The organism is Rudaea sp. (genome assembly GCF_057139185.1).
On the sequence record NZ_DBNHDN010000010.1, the window covers coordinates 1 to 18,262 of the forward strand.

The 18,262-nt window shown below is 65.1% G+C and carries 14 protein-coding genes and 1 pseudogene; 6 read left to right on the forward strand and 9 right to left on the reverse strand.

Translation table 11 applies throughout. The annotated features are described in order from the left end of the window. The 3 genes from AC16HO_RS03625 to AC16HO_RS03635 form a co-directional block, all read right to left on the reverse strand. On the reverse strand, positions 1-265 hold a 265-nt coding region (locus AC16HO_RS03625; RefSeq protein WP_484335294.1), incomplete at its 3' end, for a hypothetical protein. A gap of 262 nt (positions 266-527) precedes the next feature. Beyond that, positions 528-3,305 carry a TonB-dependent receptor plug domain-containing protein gene (locus AC16HO_RS03630; RefSeq protein WP_395644006.1) on the reverse strand — a complete coding sequence of 926 codons (2,778 nt, stop codon included), beginning with the start codon at positions 3,303-3,305 and terminating at the stop codon, positions 528-530. Positions 3,306-3,621: 316 nt separating this feature from the next. Continuing rightward, on the reverse strand, positions 3,622-4,635 hold the full coding sequence (locus AC16HO_RS03635; protein ID WP_395644005.1) for a porin family protein: 1,014 nt from the start codon (positions 4,633-4,635) through the stop codon (positions 3,622-3,624). A gap of 209 nt (positions 4,636-4,844) precedes the next feature. Between AC16HO_RS03635 and mtgA the strand changes: the two genes are divergently transcribed. The 3 genes from mtgA to AC16HO_RS03650 all read left to right on the forward strand — a co-directional run bounded on the left by mtgA (position 4,845) and on the right by AC16HO_RS03650 (position 7,185). Beyond that, positions 4,845-5,570 carry a monofunctional biosynthetic peptidoglycan transglycosylase gene (gene mtgA, locus AC16HO_RS03640; protein ID WP_395644004.1) on the forward strand — a complete coding sequence of 242 codons (726 nt, stop codon included), beginning with the start codon at positions 4,845-4,847 and terminating at the stop codon, positions 5,568-5,570. Between the two features lie 90 nt (positions 5,571-5,660). Next, entirely contained in the window at positions 5,661-6,665 is a 1,005-nt protein-coding gene (locus tag AC16HO_RS03645; RefSeq protein WP_395644003.1) for a glycosyltransferase family 2 protein, read from the forward strand. 94 nt (positions 6,666-6,759) lie between these two features. Beyond that, positions 6,760-7,185 (forward strand): CBS domain-containing protein, encoded by a 426-nt coding sequence (locus AC16HO_RS03650; protein WP_395644002.1) that lies wholly within the window; start codon positions 6,760-6,762, stop codon positions 7,183-7,185. A gap of 37 nt (positions 7,186-7,222) precedes the next feature. Here AC16HO_RS03650 and AC16HO_RS03655 read toward each other — a convergent pair whose 3' ends face one another. Further along, positions 7,223-8,821: a peptide chain release factor 3 gene (locus AC16HO_RS03655; RefSeq protein WP_395644001.1), complete on the reverse strand. Its 1,599-nt coding sequence runs from the start codon at positions 8,819-8,821 to the stop codon at positions 7,223-7,225. Positions 8,822-8,935: 114 nt separating this feature from the next. Between AC16HO_RS03655 and AC16HO_RS03660 the strand changes: the two genes are divergently transcribed. Next, a complete protein-coding gene (locus AC16HO_RS03660; RefSeq protein ID WP_395644000.1) occupies positions 8,936-10,567 on the forward strand; it encodes a tetratricopeptide repeat-containing sulfotransferase family protein in 1,632 nt (543 codons plus the stop codon). Between the two features lie 13 nt (positions 10,568-10,580). Here the strand turns inward: AC16HO_RS03660 and AC16HO_RS03665 are convergent, their stop codons facing one another. The 4 genes and pseudogenes from AC16HO_RS03665 to AC16HO_RS03680 form a co-directional block, all read right to left on the reverse strand. Continuing rightward, a complete protein-coding gene (locus AC16HO_RS03665) occupies positions 10,581-11,528 on the reverse strand; it encodes a peptidoglycan DD-metalloendopeptidase family protein (RefSeq protein WP_395643999.1) in 948 nt (315 codons plus the stop codon). Positions 11,529-11,736: 208 nt separating this feature from the next. Beyond that, the gene (locus tag AC16HO_RS03670; RefSeq protein WP_395643998.1) at positions 11,737-11,937 is read right to left on the reverse strand and encodes a hypothetical protein; all 201 of its coding nucleotides are present in this window, start codon (positions 11,935-11,937) and stop codon (positions 11,737-11,739) included. Positions 11,938-12,095: 158 nt separating this feature from the next. Further along, positions 12,096-12,236: pseudogene (locus AC16HO_RS03675) on the reverse strand (L-serine ammonia-lyase); the annotation flags it as partial. A gap of 152 nt (positions 12,237-12,388) precedes the next feature. Then, positions 12,389-13,777 (reverse strand): choice-of-anchor U domain-containing protein, encoded by a 1,389-nt coding sequence (locus tag AC16HO_RS03680; RefSeq protein WP_395643997.1) that lies wholly within the window; start codon positions 13,775-13,777, stop codon positions 12,389-12,391. 125 nt (positions 13,778-13,902) lie between these two features. Between AC16HO_RS03680 and AC16HO_RS03685 the strand changes: the two genes are divergently transcribed. Further along, positions 13,903-14,481, forward strand: coding sequence for an ECF-type sigma factor (locus AC16HO_RS03685; protein WP_395643996.1), 579 nt, complete (start codon positions 13,903-13,905; stop codon positions 14,479-14,481). Next, entirely contained in the window at positions 14,478-16,853 is a 2,376-nt protein-coding gene (locus tag AC16HO_RS03690) for a serine/threonine-protein kinase (RefSeq protein ID WP_395643995.1), read from the forward strand. The genes AC16HO_RS03685 and AC16HO_RS03690 overlap by 4 nt, the downstream gene beginning before the upstream one ends. Positions 16,854-16,868: 15 nt before the next feature. Here the strand turns inward: AC16HO_RS03690 and AC16HO_RS03695 are convergent, their stop codons facing one another. Then, on the reverse strand, positions 16,869-18,251 hold the full coding sequence (locus AC16HO_RS03695; RefSeq protein WP_395643994.1) for an L-serine ammonia-lyase: 1,383 nt from the start codon (positions 18,249-18,251) through the stop codon (positions 16,869-16,871). Positions 18,252-18,262: the final 11 nt, after the last annotated feature.

Genomic DNA, 18,262 nt, shown 5'->3' on the forward strand with positions numbered 1-18,262 from the left:
GCTGGATCAGGTCGCCGAGCGTGACCTTGCCGGACTTTTCGATCGCGGCGTGGTCGATGGTGAGCACCGGGTTGGCGGTTTCCATGTCGACGCGGCGGATGTTCGAACCGGTCACCACGATGGTTTCGAGGTTCTGGCTCTTCTTGTCGCCGCTGTCGGCGTTCTGGGCTTGGGCAGTCGTAGCGATACCGGCGGTGGCCACGGCGCCCATGGTCAGGGCGAGGCGCACCGAGGAAGATAGCTTGTTGATTTCGTTGAGTTTCATACACTCTCCAACGTCAGGGTTGATCTTTCGGGACAAAAAAATTCCTCCCCATCCAGGGGAAAAAGCACACACGAACACGCCTACGCGCAATTTCGATGACGCCGGATACTAGCAACAAATCCTTAACAAGGAAACATTCAAGGCGCGCCCGGAACTTCCGTTCGGTTCCGATTCAGGGACATGGTCACGCCCGATGAGAAGGCAAAAAAAAAGCCCGCGCGTCCGTTGCCGGGCGCGCGGGCTGCAGTACAACCAGTTGTTTTTAGAACTTCACCGTTACGCGACCCCAGAAGTAGCGGCCGATCGTGTCGTAGGTGTTGACGTCGGTGTTGGCGTTGGTCACGGCCTGGTAGAACAGCGGCGGCTGCTTGTCGCCCAGGTTGTCGATACCCACGTCGACGCGGGTCTTGAGCGCCGACAGGTTGTAGCCGACCGACACGTCGTGACGCACCCATGAGCCGACGTGGTAGCTGCCGAGGGCGAAGACGTGCACACGGCTCTGGTAGCGCTGGCGCCACGAAGCCGAGAAATCGCCCATCGACCAGTCGATGCTGCCCAGCGCGCGCCAACGGGCGAAGTTGCCGTACTGCGAGTTGTAGCCGCCGGCGACATGGGTGACCACCGCCGTACCGGTGCCCGTCGGCACGGTGTTGTCGTACTTGGTGTAGTACGTGGCCTGAAGGCCGAAGCGGAAGTTGCCGTACGGCGTTTCCTGCAACCGGTAGCTGGCGGCGAAGTCTGCGCCCGCGGCATCGAGGCGGCCCAGGTTGGTATAGGCGACGCCGGAGATGCTGTCGATCTGGCCCGAGGAGAAATTGATGAACTTGCAGAACGGGTTGTTCTTGTCGGCGAAGCAGAAGTTGGAGATGGTCTGACCGGTCGGACGCACGATCAGGTCGGTCAGGTAGACGCGCCACAGGTCGGCGCTGACGCTCAGGCCTTCGATGAAGTGCGGGTCGTAGACGAAGCCGTAGTCGAAGGTCGAACCGACTTCCGGCTTGATCGGCTGGCCGGCCACATTGGCGCCGGAGTAGAGCACCTGCACCTGGTTGCCGTTGGACGAACCGAAGCCCGCGCCCGGCGACACGTAGTTGTCGTACGAGCTCTGCAGGGCGGCCGAGGTCTCGGTCAGGTTCGGCGCACGGAACACCTTCGACACCGTGCCGCGCAGCAGCAGGTCTTCCAGCGGCTTGTACTCGATCGCCGCCTTCCAGTTGTTGGTGCTGCCGAAGCTCGAATACTTCGAGTAACGGTCGCCGAGGATCAGGTTGAGGCTGTTCGCGAACGGCGCGTCCTTGACGATCGGCACGAGCAACTCGGCGTAGGCTTCCTTGACGTCATAGTTGCCGCTGAACGGCGAGGTGCAGGTTTCCGGGATGCCGCCGCAACGCCCGCCGTTGTGCGGATCGGCGACCGTGGCCTGATCGGCGTCGGTTTCGACGTACTGCTTGCGGTAGCTCAGGCCCGCGGCCATGCTGACGTTGCCGGCCGGCAGCGAGAACAGGTCGCCGTTGGCGCTGACGTTGGCCTGGCGCTGGATCTGCAGGGCGTGATAGTGCAGCGTGCTGCCGTAGTACTTCTGCAGAAGCGTCACGGTGTTCGGGTCGAACTGGTTGAGGATGTTCAGGCAGGTGGTATTGCTCAGGCCGGCGCTGGCCGGCGTGCAGTTCGCGCCGAGCGCGCCGCTCTGGGTGATCGCCGCGGCGTTGAGATAGCCCGCGCGCGTGCGGTTGGCGCTGAACTTGCCAAAGCCGATGTTTGCATCCCACTGCCAGCCGGTGTCGAGCAGATTGCCGCCGAGGCCGGCGGTCACCTGGTTGTTTTCCGTATTGTAGTTCTGGTGGCGAGGACCGAGCGCGACCAGGCGCAGCGAAGCATTTTGTGCGCTCTTGGTGCCGATGTCGACGCCGAACGGGTTGTACGGATTCTTCGAGGAAATCAGCAGGCCCGTGCTGAACAGGCTGACCGGGACCGAGGCGATCTGGAATGCCGAGTCGGTCTTGTTGTACAGCAGGTTCATGTAGGCTTCGACCGAATCGGTCAGCTTGTAGGTGCCCTTGACGAAGGCGTTGGTGCGCTCGGACGGCGTCGAGATCAGGTTGATCGCGGCGAAGTTGTAGAGGTCGCCCAGGCCGGCAGAACTGCCGCCCTGGAAACAACGGAAGCCTTTCGGGATGCCATTGCCGCCAGGGGCGGTCGGGTCGTACGTACCACCCGGAACGTTGCCACCTTCGACGACATTCGGGCATGCGCTGAACATCGGTCCGCGGATGAAGCCGGTCGGTGCCGAGGTCGAACCGGTGTAGCCGACCGCCCCGGTAGCAACGTTACGAGTGTAGGAATAACGGGCGTAGTCGCGCAGGCCGGCGAGGATCTGGTCCTGCTTGTTGTAGTCGATGCCGCCCATGACGCTGCCACGGTCGGTGGCCTGGCCGATGGTCAGGTTGAAACCCTTGCGCTGACCGTCGTCGCGGTCGGAAATGCCGTACTGGCCGCTGACTTCGAGGCCCTGGTAGTTCTTGCGCGTGATGACGTTGACCACGCCGCCGATCGCGTCGGAGCCGTAGATCGCCGAGGCGCCGTCGGTCAGCACTTCGATGCGCTCGATCAGGTTGGCCGGAATCGCGTTGACGTCGGCCGTGGTGCCGCCGATCTGCAGGCGGCGACCATCGATGAGGACGAGCGAGCGCACCGAGCCCAGGCCGCGCAGCGAAACGTTCGCCTGGCCGCTGCCGCCGCCGTTGTTGACGTTGGTGTTGTTGGCGTTGCCGGCGATCGCGGGCAGATCCTGGACGATGTCGCCGAGGGTGGTCTTGCCCGATTTGGAAATCGCGGCGTGGTCGATCGTGATGACCGGGTTGGCCGTTTCCATGTCGACACGGCGGATGTTCGAACCGGTGACGACGATGGTTTCGAGATTGCGGGCCTTGCTGTCCGCGCTGTCCGCGTTCTGCGCGAGGGTCGTGCCGGCCGTGGCCGCGGCGCCGATGGCGAGGCCGAAACGGACCGCCGAAACCAGCTTGTTGGTATTCAAATTCATCTAACTGCTCCCCAACGGGTAAAGTGGAAATTCATCGAAATGACCGGCCACCGGCAAAAAGTCCGGGCTCAAGCTTCGGTGGAAGGTGCATGAATCTGCAATATTAGCAACAAATCTTTAACAATGGAACAGGTTTTTTCTTTTCATTTCATCTGCTTGCAAATGTGCAGAAATCGTGAAGTCCATCGCGGGGGCGACAAGCAAGGGGCGCGCTGCACGGCCGATGAGGTGCGCTGCCGCGCACGCAGCAACGTGGCGGCGCAGGAAATGCGGGGCTTCGCAGCGACTTTGGGCGGCGCCGGGACGGCTGCCGGGATCAGAGATCCTGGTGGTATTGCACGTACGGCACGCGTGCCTGACTCGATTCGATTTCGCGCGAGACGGGGCCGTTGTTGAGGTAGGGCAAGTTGCCCGAGGACCACAGGTTCTGCGTACCCACGCGGAACATGCCGCTCCATGGCGTGCGCCAGGAGATGCCGAGGTCGAGGCCGGTCAGGCGCGAACTGACGGCGTTGGCGCCGAGCGGATCGGCGGGACTGAGCACGTGGCCGGTGAGGTTGCCGCCGAACGAGCCGTACTGCACGCCGAAGCTGACCGCGGCCTGGTTGAGGCTGGTCAGCGGCGTTGTCGTGCCGGGGACGGAGAGCTGGATGCGGCCGAGACTGGCGCCGATGTTGACCGACTGGTCGTCATCGAGGCGGAAGCGGCCGAGTGCGTTGACCTGCGAGTTCTGTGCATCAAGCAGCGAATAGCTGGACAGGCCGAGAGGCAGCGACGGATTGCCCAGTCCGGCGACGCCGTAGTTGGGGGAAAAGCCGGCGACGTTGTCGTGGCGCAGCCAGGTCAGGTCGTAGCTGAGGCCGAGTTCGAAAGCATCGGAAGCCAGCCAGTTCGTGCCGAGACGGAATTCACCGCCATGCGCCAGCATGTCGGGGTTCGCGCCGGCCGGCATTTGCGGGGCGGAGCGTCCCAGGCTGACTTGCGCGCTCGCATTGTTGCCGATACGCATCAACAGGCCGCCGGAGACGAGGCTGGTGACGTCGATCAGCCGCCATTCGTTTGCTGCGCCGATCTGTGGCGACTTGGGCAAGGTGGGATTGTGATTGTCGCCCGCTGCAACCAAAGCCAGGATGCGGCCATCGGGGGTGCCCCAAAGCGGAACACTGCGCGCGTCCGAGCTGCCGAGAAGACTGCTCGAGCCGAGCATCTGTTCGAGCAGTTGCGGTGTGGCCCGGGTCGGCGGGGCAAGCGCAAGTGCCGGCGCAGGCGACTGCGCGACGCCGGCAAGCGGCATCGATGCAGTCAGCACCAGGGCGAGGAGTTTGCGCATGAATCCGGCCGTCACGTTTCCGCAGGTTATAGAGTGTTCATCCAGGTTCCGAGTTCCGTGTCGCAGGACGGGAAAACTTTATCCAGCGGCCTGCCGATGGTACCACGGTTTATGAAAAACTAACAATCATTTTCCCGTCTTTGTGTGAGTCGCGCCACAGATTCTTTCGCGGACGACGCAGCCGCCTGCTGTGCCAAACTTCCCGATCCATGCGCACCCCCGCAAAATCCTCGTCGCGCCCGCGACCACGGCGTTGGCCGCGGCGCGTCGTCCTTGCATTGCTCGCCTTCATCGCCCTCACCTGGCTGCCGGTGCTTATCCTGCGCTTCCTGCCGCCGCCGACTTCGGCCTTCATGGTCGAACGGCGGTTCGCGGCCTGGCGCGAGGGCGACGGCCGCTTTGCCTTGAAGCATCGCCACCTGCCGCTGGCCGACATTTCCGTCGAATTGCCGATCGCGCTGGTCGCGGCCGAGGACCAGAAATTCCCGTTCCACCACGGCTTCGACCTGCAGGCGATCGGCGAGGCGATGGACGATGCCGACGATGGCGCGCGCCTGCGCGGCGCGAGCACCATCTCGCAACAGGTCGCGAAGAACCTGTTCCTGTGGAACGGACGCAGCTTGGTGCGCAAGGGGCTGGAGGCATATTTCACCGTGCTGATCGAGCTGACCTGGCCGAAGTCGCGCATCCTGGAGGTCTACGCCAACATCGCCCAGTTCGGCGACGGTATCTACGGCGCCGACGCGGCGGCACGGCAATTCTTCGGCAAATCCGCGCGGGAGCTGGGCGCGCGCGAATCGGCGCTGCTCGCGGCAAGCCTGCCCAATCCGCTCAAGCTGCGCGTCGACGCGCCATCGCCCTACATGCTTGGGCGCGTGGCGTGGATCGAGCGCCAGGTGCGCCAGCTCGGCGGCCCCGGCTATCTCGCGCGCTGAAACGATGCCGGGAAGCCGACGCGGCCGAGGTATCGGTTGCCGCAGGCTTGGGCTAGCATTCAGCCATTCCCGCTTCGGCCCGCGTGCTCCATGTCCAGACTCTGCGTTGTCGTCCCGGCCTACAACGAAGGCGAGAGCCTGCGCGAATTCCACGCGCGGCTTGCGACCGTCTTCGATCAGGTCGCCGGCAAATTCGACATGCAGTGCGAGGTGCTCTACGTCGACGACGGCAGCCGCGACGACACCTACGTGGTGATGTGCAGCCTGCGCGACAGCGATGCGCGCGTGGCGACGCTCAAGCTGGCGCGCAACTTCGGCAAGGAACTCGCGTTGACCGCGGGACTCGACGCCGCCGATGCCGACGCTGTTGTCGTCATCGATGCCGACCTGCAGGACCCGCCCGAGTTGATTCCGTCGTTCATCGAGTATTGGCGCGAAGGCTGCGACGTCGTTTACGGCACGCGCTCCACGCGCGCAGGCGAGACGCCGTTGAAAAAATTCACCTCGGCCGCGTTCTACCGCGTCATGGAAAAGCTCAGCGCAACGCCGGTGCCGCGCGACACCGGCGATTTCCGCCTGATGAGCCGGCGCGCGCTGGATGCGTTGAGGCGCCTGCGCGAACGCCAGCGCTTCATGAAGGGCCTGTTCACCTGGGTCGGTTACAGGCAGAAATCCGTGGTCTACGAACGCGATGCGCGTTTCGCCGGCGAGAGCAAGTTCAACTACTGGCGCCTGTGGAACTTCGCGCTCGAGGGCATCACATCCTTCTCGACCGCGCCGTTGAAACTGGCCACCTATGTTGGCCTGGGTACGGCGGGTCTGTCTTTCGTCTACGCGCTGTGGGTGTTCGGCAAGGCGCTGCTGCTCGGCGACCGCGTGCAAGGTTATCCGACCTTGATGCTCGTGATCCTCTTTCTCGGCGGCGTGCAGTTGATGGCTCTGGGCATGATCGGCGAATACCTCGGGCGCATCTACATCGAGACGAAGCAGCGGCCGCTGTATCTGATCGACGAGCTGATTCCGGCGGCGCGGGACGAAACCGGCATTTCCTTGCAAAATTCGGCAAGCCAAGCCGGGAAGGTCGGCGTAAACTGACATCCGTTCGTCCTTCCGGCTTGACCAGCCATTCGGCTGTTGAAAACCGCCGGAGTGACGTGAATAACTCCGAAACTTCGAGCGGGAGGTTGCGATGCGCATCGTCAAGCAATTGATCGAAGGCAGACGCGAGATCTATTCGATCGGTCCGGACCAACCCGTGCTCGCGGCCATCCAGATGATGGCCGACAAGTTCGTCGGCGCCCTGCTCGTGGTGCGCGGCGACGATTTGCTCGGCATCGTTTCCGAGCGCGACTATGCGCGCAAGGTCATCCTCAAGGGCCGTTCGTCGAGCGACACGCCGGTGCGCGACATCATGACCGCGGATCTGATCACCGTCAGCCCGCACGAAACCGTGCATCGCTGCATGCGTCTGGTCACCGACAAGCACATCCGCCATCTGCCCGTGGTCGAGAACGGCAAGGTCATCGGCATGCTCTCGATCGGCGACCTGGTCAAGGCGGTGATCGATGACCAGGCCGAGCAGCTCGAGCAGTTGCAGCGCTATATTTCGGGTTGAAGCCTGCTTCCCTTATCCCGGCGGAAAAAGGGAGAAGCTACACCGCCACCGCACTCGCGTGCTCGCGCGTGGCGGCAAAGCTGATGTCGGGCCAGCGTTCTTCAGTCAGTTGCAGATTCACGCGCGATGGCGCGATGTAGACGAGCTCACCGGCCGCGTCGAGGGCGAGGTTCGGCGCGGCTTTCTCGCGGAACTCCTCGAGCTTCTTCGCGTCGCTGCACTTGATCCAGCGCGCGGTGACGACGTTGACGTTCTCGAACGTGGCCTCGACGCCGTATTCGTCTTTCAGGCGATACGCGACGACGTCGAACTGGAGCACGCCGACCGCGCCGAGGATCAGGTCGTTCGACATCAGCGGGCGGAAGAACTGCGTCGCGCCTTCCTCGGACAATTGCGCGAGGCCCTTCTGCAACTGCTTCATCTTGAGCGGATCGCGCAGGCGCGCGCGGCGGAACAGCTCGGGCGCGAAGTTCGGGATGCCGGTGAAGGCGAGCGCTTCGCCTTCGGTGAAGGTGTCGCCGATCGAGATCGTACCGTGGTTGTGAATGCCGATCACGTCGCCGGGAAACGCTTTTTCCACGATGTCGCGATCGCTGGCCATGAAGGTCAGTGCGTTGGCGAGTTTCATTGTCGATGCGGTGCGCACGTGGAACGCCTTCATGCCCGCGCTGAACGTGCCCGAGCAGATGCGCATGAAGGCGACGCGGTCGCGGTGCATCGGATCCATGTTTGCCTGGATCTTGAACACGAAACCGCTGAGCGGGCTCTCGGTCGCATCGACCGAGCGCGTCGTCGCCGCATGCGAAGCCGGCGCGGGCGCGTGCTCGACGAAGAAGTCGAGCAGCAGCTGCACGCCGAAGTTGTTCACCGCCGAGCCGAAGAACACCGGGGTCTGCTTGCCGGCGAGATACTGATCCGGATCGAACGGGTGCGATGCGCCCTGCACGAGTTCGAGTTCGTCGCGCAGCTCGCGCAGCATGTCTTCGCCGATCTTCGCGGCGAGCGCGGGGTCGTCGAGCGAGGCGAAGATGGTCGAATCCTGGCGGGTGAAATTGCGCCCCGGCTCGAATACGTGCACCTCGCCGGTCAGCAGGTGATACACGCCCTTGAGGCGCGAGCCCATGCCGATCGGCCAGGTGATCGGCGCGCACCGGATCTTCAACACCGACTCGACCTCGTCAAGCAGCTCGATCGGCGCGCGGCCCTCGCGGTCGAGCTTGTTGATGAAGGTCATGATCGGCGTGTCGCGCAGGCGGCACACGTCCATCAGCTTGATCGTGCGTTCCTCGACGCCCTTGGCGCAGTCGATCACCATGAGCGCCGAATCGACCGCGGTCAGCACGCGGTAGGTGTCCTCGGAAAAATCCGCGTGGCCCGGCGTGTCGAGCAGGTTGACGACGCGGCCTTCGTACGGAAATTGCATCACCGACGAAGTCACCGAGATGCCGCGCTCCTTCTCCAGCGCCATCCAGTCCGAGGTCGCGTGCTTGGCCGCCTTGCGCGACTTGACGCTGCCGGCCATCTGGATCGCGCCGCCGAACAGCAGCAGCTTCTCGGTCAGCGTGGTCTTGCCCGCGTCGGGATGCGAGATGATCGCGAACGTGCGCCGGCGGCGGGTTTCGAAGGTGTGGTCCATGAAAAACGCGAATTTTCCGGGGCAAAGGGGCGGTATCATAAAGCGCGCGGCGAACGATTCGCCAAAATTTCGATTGATCCGGCCTTGCGCCCGATGCGCCCTCGAGAACTTCCGATGCAAACCAGCGTGACCAAGGCCGCGACCGCCGTTGATCAGTACCGGCATTGGCGCAGTCGATTTTCCGCGCAGGTCGCGGCGAAAAAAATGTGCGATTTCCTCGCCGCTGCCGACGAGCAGGATTGGCTCGAAGCCGCCCGCGCCGTGATGATGGAGTACGGCCTGCCGGCGGCGCAGCCGATGCTCGAGGCGGCGATCGGCGCACATCCGCGCTCGGTCGAACTGCGCCGGGCTCTCGGCGGTGTGTATCGTCGGGCAGGTCGTGATGCGAAGGCGGAGGAAATCCTGCGCCGCTTGCTCGACGAGAAACCGGATGATGTCTCCACCGCACTCGCCCTGGCGGAGATGTTCAAGGAGCAGGGACGCGTCCGCGCCGCGGCGGACTGCCTGCACTCGTGCATGCGGCATCACTCGGCGGACGCGAAGCTGGCGATCTGGGCGATCGAATTTCTCGACGCTTGCGATTGCAAGGCCGATGCTGCCGCGGTGGCGTCCGCGGCAATCGCGGCGAATCCCGACGACGCACGCCTGCACGCCTACGCCGGCATGCTGCAACTCCAGCTCGGAAATTTCGAAGCGGCACGCGAACATCATCTGTTTGCGCTCAATCGCAGCGAACAGGCGTGGGAATGGAACATGCCGCTCGGCCTGTCGCAGACGCTGAAGTACCGCTCTGCAGAGCATCCGGATTTCGCCTTGTACGCCGCAGGGCGCGCGCGCGCGGGGCTCAGCGATCGCGCCCGTTCCGCGCTGCTGTTCACTTCCGGCAAGGCTTGCGACGATGTCGGCGACTACGCGGCGGCTGCGCGATATTTCCGCGACGCGAATGCCCTGGCCGGCCGCATGACGAAGTGGACGCTCGGGCACTGGGAACAAATGGTCCAGGCGCGTCTGGCCGCCGCGGCGCCGCCTGCCCGATCCATGTCGCCCGGCGAGCCCGCGCCGATCTTCATCGTCGGTCTGCCCCGTTCCGGCACCACGCTCGCTGCCGAACTGCTGGCGCGATATCCGCATGTATGCAATCGCGGCGAGCTGCCGTGGATCGCCTGGCTGTTCGAGAGATCGATGACGCAGAGGATGCCGTCGGTTGGCGATCTGGATCGTGTTGCCGCGACCTACCTCGCGCAGTTGCGCCGCGACGATACCGATGCGCGGTGGTTCATCGACAAGCAGCCGCATAATTTCCGTTACGTCGACTTCACGCTCGCGCTCTGGCCGCAGGCCAAGATCATCTACTGTGAACGCAATCCACGCGACAACGCGCTGTCGCTGTGGATGCAGGCGTTCCTGGAAGACGTGCAGGGATTTTCCTATCGCTTCGATCACATCGACCGCGTGATGAAGGATTGCCGGCGACTGATGGATCACTGGCGCGGACGATATCCCGCCTCGATACGCACTCTGCGCTACGAGTCGCTCGTGCGCGATCCGCAGGCGCACATCGCCGAACTTGCCGAGTGGATCGGCATCTCCGGTGCAGCGGACATCTCCAAAGCGCCGGTCGCTTCGTCGAGCATCAGCACCGCGAGCCTGTGGCAGGCCCGCCAACCCGTGTACGCGAGTTCCGTCGGGCGCTGGCACAACTACCTGCCTTTCGTGCCCGAGCTGGCGGCGTTTGCGGAAGAGTGATTTTCGCGCGACCTCAGGGCGCGCCCACGCCCACGCCTTCCGTCGGCGTGAAGGCCCTGCCGTCGGGGCCGACGAGCTGGATCGGCACCGACAGCATCGTCATGTTCGCATTGCGCTGCACGACGAAATGCAGGTGCGGGCCGTTGGTGTAGCCGGTATCTCCCGACAGCGCCAGTACTTGGCCCGTGTGCACACGATCGCCTACCTGCACGCGCGCGCTTTCGAGTTGCAGGTGCGCGTACACCGCCATCGTGCCGTCGCTGTGCACGATGCGCACGTTGTTCGCGCGGTCGCCGTACTTGTCCATGTCGAGACCGTTGCCGTAGTAGTCGTTGTCGACCGTCATCACGATGCCGTCGCGCGCGGCGAGCACGGGCGTGCCCTCGGGCATGCCGATGTCGATCGCGTATCGGTTCTGCGGTTCGTTGTGGCTGAACGCGCCGCCGAAGCCCTGGTTGATGCGCAGCTTGAGATCGGCAGGAAACGGCAACGCGTAGCGCGCATTCTCGTCGGGCACAGCGCGGTAATCGCCCGGCATGTAGGTGTACTTGTAGCCATAGCGGAAGCCCGCAGCCGGATTGGTCGCGACGATGTGCAGTGCGCGCGTCTCGCTGCGCCCGGGCAGCACCACGCGCGCGGGCAGAACTTCGGGTACGGTACGCACGTTGTTCGCGTCGGTGACGTCGATCTCGACCGTGATCGGCCCGCCCGCATCGTTGACGAGGACGATCGTTCGATCCTCATCGCTGCCTTCCTCGCGCGCGCGCAGCAACGGCTGTGCGTCGGTGCGCACCAGCGTCGACTTCACTCCGGGCGTGTTGTCCGGCGGCTTGACGTCAGTGAAATGAATGATGCCCTGCGCGTCGGTGTACTGATACATGTGCTTGGCGTGCGCGAGCGCGGCCAGGCCGGCGAGCATGAATCCCGCCATCGCGCGCAAACCGTTTGCTGGGTAGTGCATTGAACTTCCGGCTCCGCCGCAAACTGAACTAGCGCTTCGCGGGCGCCTCATGCAGCCCGTACCACAGCACATCGAGCAACTCGCCCTTCGGGTCTTCATCCTGTTCCCGATACATGATGCCACCCAATCGATTCGACCGGACGAAGGCGGTTTTCGCTTTCAGCGACTGTGCGTCTTCGTAGCGGATGAAGTGTTGTGTCCTCGGGTTTCACAGGAATGGCGCTTGCGCAACGGCGTCCCAATGACGCTCGTAGCCGTTTTTGCCGCCGCCGTTTTCCGAGAATCCGCCCGCGCCCCAGCCGCCGATCGACATCGTCACTTGCAGTCGCGGATGATCCTTCTTCAGCGCGGGAATGCCTTGCAGGCACGGTTTCGCCGCATCGGCGAGGACGACCGCGCCATCCTTCACCGGGGGCGAACGCGAAGATCAGCGCATCGATCTTGCCGGCGTCCCAACTGTCCGCTGCCTTGCGCGCGCCGACGTAGCCGACGATGCGATTTGCCTGCGCCGGCGTCTGTATTGCGCTGGCGTGGCAAACAGCGTGGCGAGAATCCGCCTTGCGCGCTTCAGCATTCGATCATGTTCACTGCCAGCCGGCCGCGCGACGTCTCCTTGTACTCGTCCCGCATGTCCGGTTCCGTCGCGCATGGTCTTGACACCTTGTCGAGCGAGACGCGATGTTTGCCGCCGCCGCGCAGCGCGAGCCTGCGCGGGGATTGATCAGGGCGCTTGCGGTGACGGGGCGCGCGCACGGCTGAGGCCGAGCCGCGAAGCGAAATCCGGTGCCGGGCAGGACGTCGGCCCGCGGCCCATCTGCATTCGATTGCGCTTGCCGTCGGGCCGCTGCGCGAGGCTTCCTTTACGCCGGCCGGCCGCGCGCGAGCGCGATCAGGCCAAGTACTGCGCTCAGCAGACCGAGCAGGAGCAGCGCGCGGCCGTCTAGCATCGGCGCGGTCTGCGTCGCTGCGGTTGGCGCCGCGACGAGAATCGTCACCGGATCCTTGATCGCGCCATTCACGACGCCGTCTTCGTCGCCCGCGCCGCCGTCGGTGATCGTGTAGGTCACCGTATCGCCGCTGAAGACGGCGGGATACGATGACCATTGGCTTTCGGACTCCGGCAGGCCGGGCGGCGGTCCGAATTTGTACAGATGGTCGGTGCTGTCGAAGTGGCTGCCCGGAAAGGTCAGCGTCACCGTGATCGTTGCGCCCGGCGTGCAACCCTTTGCGCCAAACGAGAAATCCTGTTGTATGAACGCCGACAAATTGGCCGATCCGCCCAGCGTGCTCGTCGGCGGAGCCTTGGCGATGGTCGCCAGTCCAGCAAAGTCCGTGGACACGAATGTGCATTGGCCGCCACCGCCGCTGATCCTCGCCGAAATACCGCCGACCTGTGTCGAATCGACGCTCGTCGCGGAGAAATTCGCGCCCACCGTGCAATCGGCGACGATCGGCGCGGTCGTGTAGGTCGTGCCGGCCAGCGTTCCGCCGCAGGTTCCGATTTCCAGCGGATTGAAACCTGCATCCGGGCTGAGCGTGAAGCTCAAGGTCGAACCGGGCGTGGCCTGGATGGGGCCGCTCGGGCTGATTTGCCCGTTTGCGCCGACCGTCGTGAGCACGGTGTAGCCCGCCGTTGCACCTATCTTTTCCACGTCGAAATTGTCGACGATGAACGCGTTGTCGTTGGTGCCGGACGCGGGGTTTTCCTGGATGTGCAGTCGCAACGGATTCCCTGTTCCGGCGAATGTCGCGCTCACGTGATGCGTGCCCACGCTCGTTGCGAAATTGCCGTGGTAGAGCACGGCTTGGGTCGCGGTATCGACCACCGTCACGTCCAGATGCGGCGTCGGGTTGGCGTACCAGCCCGCCCAGTCGAACGACAGGCTATAGTTTTGGCCGACGGTGCTCGCAAAATCCTGATAGAAATCCGCGTTGACCCCGTTGTATCCCTCGCCATCCGTATTGACGCTGTAGAGGCCCGAGATCGTCGGGTAGCCGCCTTGCGAGTGGATGGTGACGAGATGCCCGGGTGCTATCGTCCAGCCCGGGAGCTGCGAGCCGCTCAAGGCCGAGCATTTCGTATCGTGGCCGCTGCCGCAGGCGGTTCCGTTGCTCGCACCCCAGTTGGGCTCGTTCTCGAAATCGCCGTTGACCAGCACGTTGGCGCTGGCGGCGGCCGGCGTGAGTGACAAACCGGGCAGCGCGGCGAGAGCAACGACGAACCGGGCAAGGGAAATGCGCGTTTTCATGGGCGATGGCCTGTGGTGGGCGACATGCCGGGGTAATGCGCAAAAGTGGGCCGAAAAGTCTCATCGACTCTGCCGGGCCGCGAGCGCCGTATACTCCGGATCGGCCGAGTGGGGGCGGCGCGACGATGGCTGACGATCACGAACAACCAATCACGACGCTGCTGTCCGCGATGGGCGAGGGCGATGCGCAGGCGGCGGAGAAGCTGTTTCCGATCGTCTATGCGCAGTTGCGCCAGCTCGCCCAGCGCCAGCTTGCCGGCGAGTTCGGCCAGGTCACGCTCGCGCCGACCGATCTCGTCCACGAGGCCTATCTGAAACTTTCCGGCGGTGCGTCGCTGCGCGCCGCCGACTGCCGGCATTTTTTCACCATCGCCGCGCGCGCGATGCGCCAGGTGCTCATCGACCGTGCGCGTCGCCGCGAGGCGCTCAAGCGCGATGGCGGCGAGCGCGTGAGCCTGACCCCCGAACTGGCCGTGGACATGCGCACGCCACTGGATTTGCTGGCGCTCGATCAGGCGCTGAATCAACTCGCCGAAGTCGACGCGCGCAAGGCGCGCGCGATCGAGCTGCGCGTATTCGCCGGCATCGGCTTCGAGCAGATCGCCGATACGCTCGGTGTTTCGCGTGCCACGTTGGCGCGCGACTACCGCGGCGCACAGGCTTGGCTGTATCGCGCGCTCAGCGCCACCGAGCCGGCATCGTGACCGATTGGCGACGCGCATTGGATCTGTTCGACCGCGCCGTCGCCCTGGATCCGGCGGCGCGCGCCGCGCTGCTCGCGGCCGAATGCGGTGACGATGCCGCGTTGCGCCGCGAAGTCGACGAGCTTGTCGACGCCGACGCGCAGGCGCGGGATTTCCTCGCCGTCCCGCTGAGCGTTTGCGACGCCGGATCGGCCGACCGCAGCGGCGAGCAGCTCGGCGCATATCGTCTCGTCGCGCTGGTCGGCATGGGCGGCATGGGCAGCGTCTACCGGGCGCAGCGTGCCGATGGTGCGTTCGACAAGCCGGTGGCGATCAAGCTGCTGACCTTCGATGCGGGCGATTTGCGTGCGCGTTTCGCGCGCGAGCAGCGCATCCTCGGCAATCTCGACCATGCGCATATCGCGCGCCTGCTCGACGTGGGCCGGGATGTCAACGGCGCGCCGTTCTTCGTCATGGAGTACGTCGACGGCGAGCCGATCACGCGCCACGCGCGCGCGCTCGGGCTGCGCGCACGCATCGAGCTGCTGCTGCCCGTGCTCGACGCGGTGCAGGCCGCGCACGCGCAACTCGTCGTGCACCGCGACATCAAGCCCGGCAACGTGCTCGTCGACCGCGACGGCGCGGCCAAGCTGCTCGATTTCGGCATCGCCAAGTTGCTCGACGATGCGGCACGCAGCGGCCACACGCGCACCGGCATGGCGCCGCTGACGCCCGAGTATGCGAGTCCCGAGCAGGTGCGCGGCGAGCCGGTCGGCCCGGCATCGGACGTCTATTCGCTGGGCGTTCTGCTCTATGAGATCGTCTGCGAGATGCGTCCCTACCGGATCGCGGATACCTCACCGTCCGGCATCGAGCTTGCGGTTTGCGAGAGCGAGCCACCACGCCCGAGCACACGCATCGCCGATGCCGACGGCGGCAATCCACGCGATCTCGATGCGGTCCTGCTCAAGGCGCTGGAGAAAACCCCGGCGCGGCGCTACGCGAGCTGCGCCGAGTTCGCCGCCGATCTCAAACGCTGGCTCGCGCACGAGGCTGTCGTCGCGCGCGAACCCTCCACGCGCGAGCGTGTGGCGCGCTACGTGCGGCGGCACCGTCTGGGCGTTGCGGTCGCCGTGGCGACGAGCCTGGCGCTGCTTGTCGGCCTCGGCCTCGCGCTGTGGCAGGCGGGCGTGGCGCGGCAGGCGCAGGCGCGCGCGGAGGAGATGAACCGTTTCCTGCTGGCGATGTTCGACGCGGCCGATCCCGACGACCTCGGTCGCAACACGCCGATCGGCACCGTGCTCGACCGTGCCGGCGCGCGCGCCGAACGCGAGCTCGCCGGCGATCCGCTGCTGCTGGGGCAGATCCAGGGCGCGCTGGCGAATGCGTACTTCAAGTCCGGCGACATCGACAACGCGGTGCGCGAGGCACAGGCGCAACTGGCCAGCGCACAGCGCAGCGGCGACGCGCACGCGCGCCTTCTCGCCCAGCTGAATCTCGGCGATGCACTGATCCACGCAAGCCGATTCGAGGAGGCGCGCAAGTCGCTCGACGCCGCGCACGAGCTGGCGCTCGCGACGGGCGAGCGTGGCCTGCTCGGCCGTGTCGAGAATTCGCTCGGCGCACTCGCCAACGCGCTGGCACAACCCGATTCGGCGTTGCGCCACTACACGAATGCGCTGGCCGATCTGGGCGAGGGTGAGCTCGAACCGCGCGCCGAGGCGCTGAACGGGCTGGCGCTCGATGCCGGCAACCACGCGCAGTGGGCGAAGGCGATCGCGTTCCACGAGCAGTCGCTGGCGCTGCTCAAACGGCTGTATCCGGACGGTTCGATCTACATCGTCGTGCAACTGGGCAATCTGGCCACCGAACTGGAGGCGGCGGGACGCCACGACGAGGCCGACCGCACCTATGCCGAAGGGCTGGCGATGGGTCGGCGCCTCGTCGGCGAGAACGACGACCAGGTTGTCAACCTGCTCGCCAACTGGGCGTTCGACGACACGCGCCGCGGCGACGTCGCCGCGGCGCTGGCGCACGGCGAGCAGGCGTACCGTGCCGCGCAGCCGCTGGCCGCGCGCAACAACGCGCAGGCCGCCTACGCGGCGTCCGTCTATGCCGGTGCATTGATTCTCGCCAAACGCTACGCTGACGCGCTGCCCGTTGTCGACCAATGCCTGAAAACCCGCGAGGCGATCCTGGCCAAGGATCATCCGCTGCTGGTCAATACACGCAACCTGCGCGGTCTCGTGCTCGCCCATGTCGGTCGCATCGACGAAGGCCTGGCGCTCGTGCGCGAGACCTACGCGGCGCAGCGCGCCAAACTCGGCGGCGACCATCCGCTCACACGCACCGCGCGCGAGCGGCTTGTCGATGTGGAGGGTCTGGCGCGTTGAATCGCGCGTCGCCCATCAGCACTCGATCACATTCACCGCAAGCCCGCCGCGACTCGTCTCCTTGTACTTGTCCTGCATGTCGCGCCCCGTGTCGCGCATGGTCTTGATGACTTTATCCAAACTCACGCGGTGCTTGCCGTCGCCACGCATGGCCATGCGCTGGGCGTTGATCGCCTTGACCGAACCCATCGCGTTGCGTTCGATGCAGGGAATCTGGACGAGGCCGCCGATCGGATCGCAGGTGAGTCCGAGGTTGTGCTCCATGCCGATCTCGGCGGCGTTTTCGACTTGATAGATGCTGCCGCCCGTTGCCGCCGTGAGTCCGCCCGCAGCCATCGAACAGGCCACGCCGACTTCGCCCTGGCAGCCGACTTCGGCGCCGCTGATGCTGGCATTCTCCTTGTACAGAATGCCGATCGCGCCGGCGGTGAGCAGGAAATCGACGAGGCCGGCGTCGTTCGCGCCGGGCACGAAGCGTTCGTAGTAGTGCAGCACGGCGGGGATGATGCCGGCCGCGCCGTTGGTCGGCGCAGTGACGACGCGGCCGCCCGCGGCGTTTTCCTCGTTGACCGCGAGTGCGTAGAGGTTGACCCAGTCGAGGATCGTCAACGGATCGCGCAGCGCGGCCTCGGGGCGGTTGCGCAATTCGGCGGCGAGCATCGGCGCGCGGCGCAGCACCTTGAGTCCGCCCGGCAGCGTGCCTTTCTCGCGCATACCCCGCGCGACACAGTCCGACATTGCCCTCCAGATGGCCAGAAGCCCTTCGCGCACTTCCGCTTCGCTGCGCCATACCATTTCATTGGCCAGCATCACCTGTGCGATCGTCTTGCCGGATTCGGCGCAGAGTCTCAGCAGCTCGTCGCCGCTGGAAAACGGATAAGGCAGCGGCGTCGCATCGGGCACGATCTTGTCATCCGCCGCCTCGTCGGTGTTGACGACGAAACCACCGCCGACCGAGTAGTAGTCGCGCGTCGCAATCACTTCGCCTTGCGCGTCGTATGCCGTGAAGCGCATGCCGTTGGTGTGGTAGGGCAGCTTCTGGCGCTTGTTCATGGCGAGATCGGTCTTCTCGTCGAACGGGATTTCGTGCGTGCCGAGCACGCGGATTCTTTTTGTCTCGCGGATGCGCTTCAAACGCTCGGGAATCGAGTCGGGATCGATCTTGTCCGGCCATTCGCCTTCGATGCCGCAGAGCACCGCCTTGTCGGTGCCGTGGCCGCGTCCGGTAAGCGCGAGCGAGCCGAATACCTCGGCGCGGATGCGCGCGACGCGCGGCAAGTCACCTTTCTCCTCGAGCCAGCGCGTGCAGAAGCGCGCGGCCGCGCGCATCGGTCCTACCGTGTGCGAGGACGAAGGACCGATGCCGATCTTGAACAGGTCGAAGACGCTGACGGCCATGGGTTGCTCCG

Bases quoted from the DNA above. Each gene is read 5' to 3' on its own strand.
- AC16HO_RS03665 (WP_395643999.1), bottom strand. From the start codon at position 11,528: ATGCACTACCCAGCAAACGGTTTGCGCGCGATGGCGGGATTCATGCTC.
- AC16HO_RS03685 (WP_395643996.1), top strand. From the start codon at position 13,903: ATGGCTGACGATCACGAACAACCAATCACGACGCTGCTGTCCGCGATG.
- AC16HO_RS03660 (WP_395644000.1), top strand. From the start codon at position 8,936: ATGCAAACCAGCGTGACCAAGGCCGCGACCGCCGTTGATCAGTACCGG.
- AC16HO_RS03680 (WP_395643997.1), bottom strand. From the start codon at position 13,777: ATGAAAACGCGCATTTCCCTTGCCCGGTTCGTCGTTGCTCTCGCCGCG.
- AC16HO_RS03645 (WP_395644003.1), top strand. From the start codon at position 5,661: ATGTCCAGACTCTGCGTTGTCGTCCCGGCCTACAACGAAGGCGAGAGC.
- AC16HO_RS03635 (WP_395644005.1), bottom strand. From the start codon at position 4,635: ATGCGCAAACTCCTCGCCCTGGTGCTGACTGCATCGATGCCGCTTGCC.
- AC16HO_RS03695 (WP_395643994.1), bottom strand. From the start codon at position 18,251: ATGGCCGTCAGCGTCTTCGACCTGTTCAAGATCGGCATCGGTCCTTCG.
- mtgA (WP_395644004.1), top strand. From the start codon at position 4,845: ATGCGCACCCCCGCAAAATCCTCGTCGCGCCCGCGACCACGGCGTTGG.
- AC16HO_RS03655 (WP_395644001.1), bottom strand. From the start codon at position 8,821: ATGGACCACACCTTCGAAACCCGCCGCCGGCGCACGTTCGCGATCATC.
- AC16HO_RS03630 (WP_395644006.1), bottom strand. From the start codon at position 3,305: ATGAATTTGAATACCAACAAGCTGGTTTCGGCGGTCCGTTTCGGCCTC.
- AC16HO_RS03650 (WP_395644002.1), top strand. From the start codon at position 6,760: ATGCGCATCGTCAAGCAATTGATCGAAGGCAGACGCGAGATCTATTCG.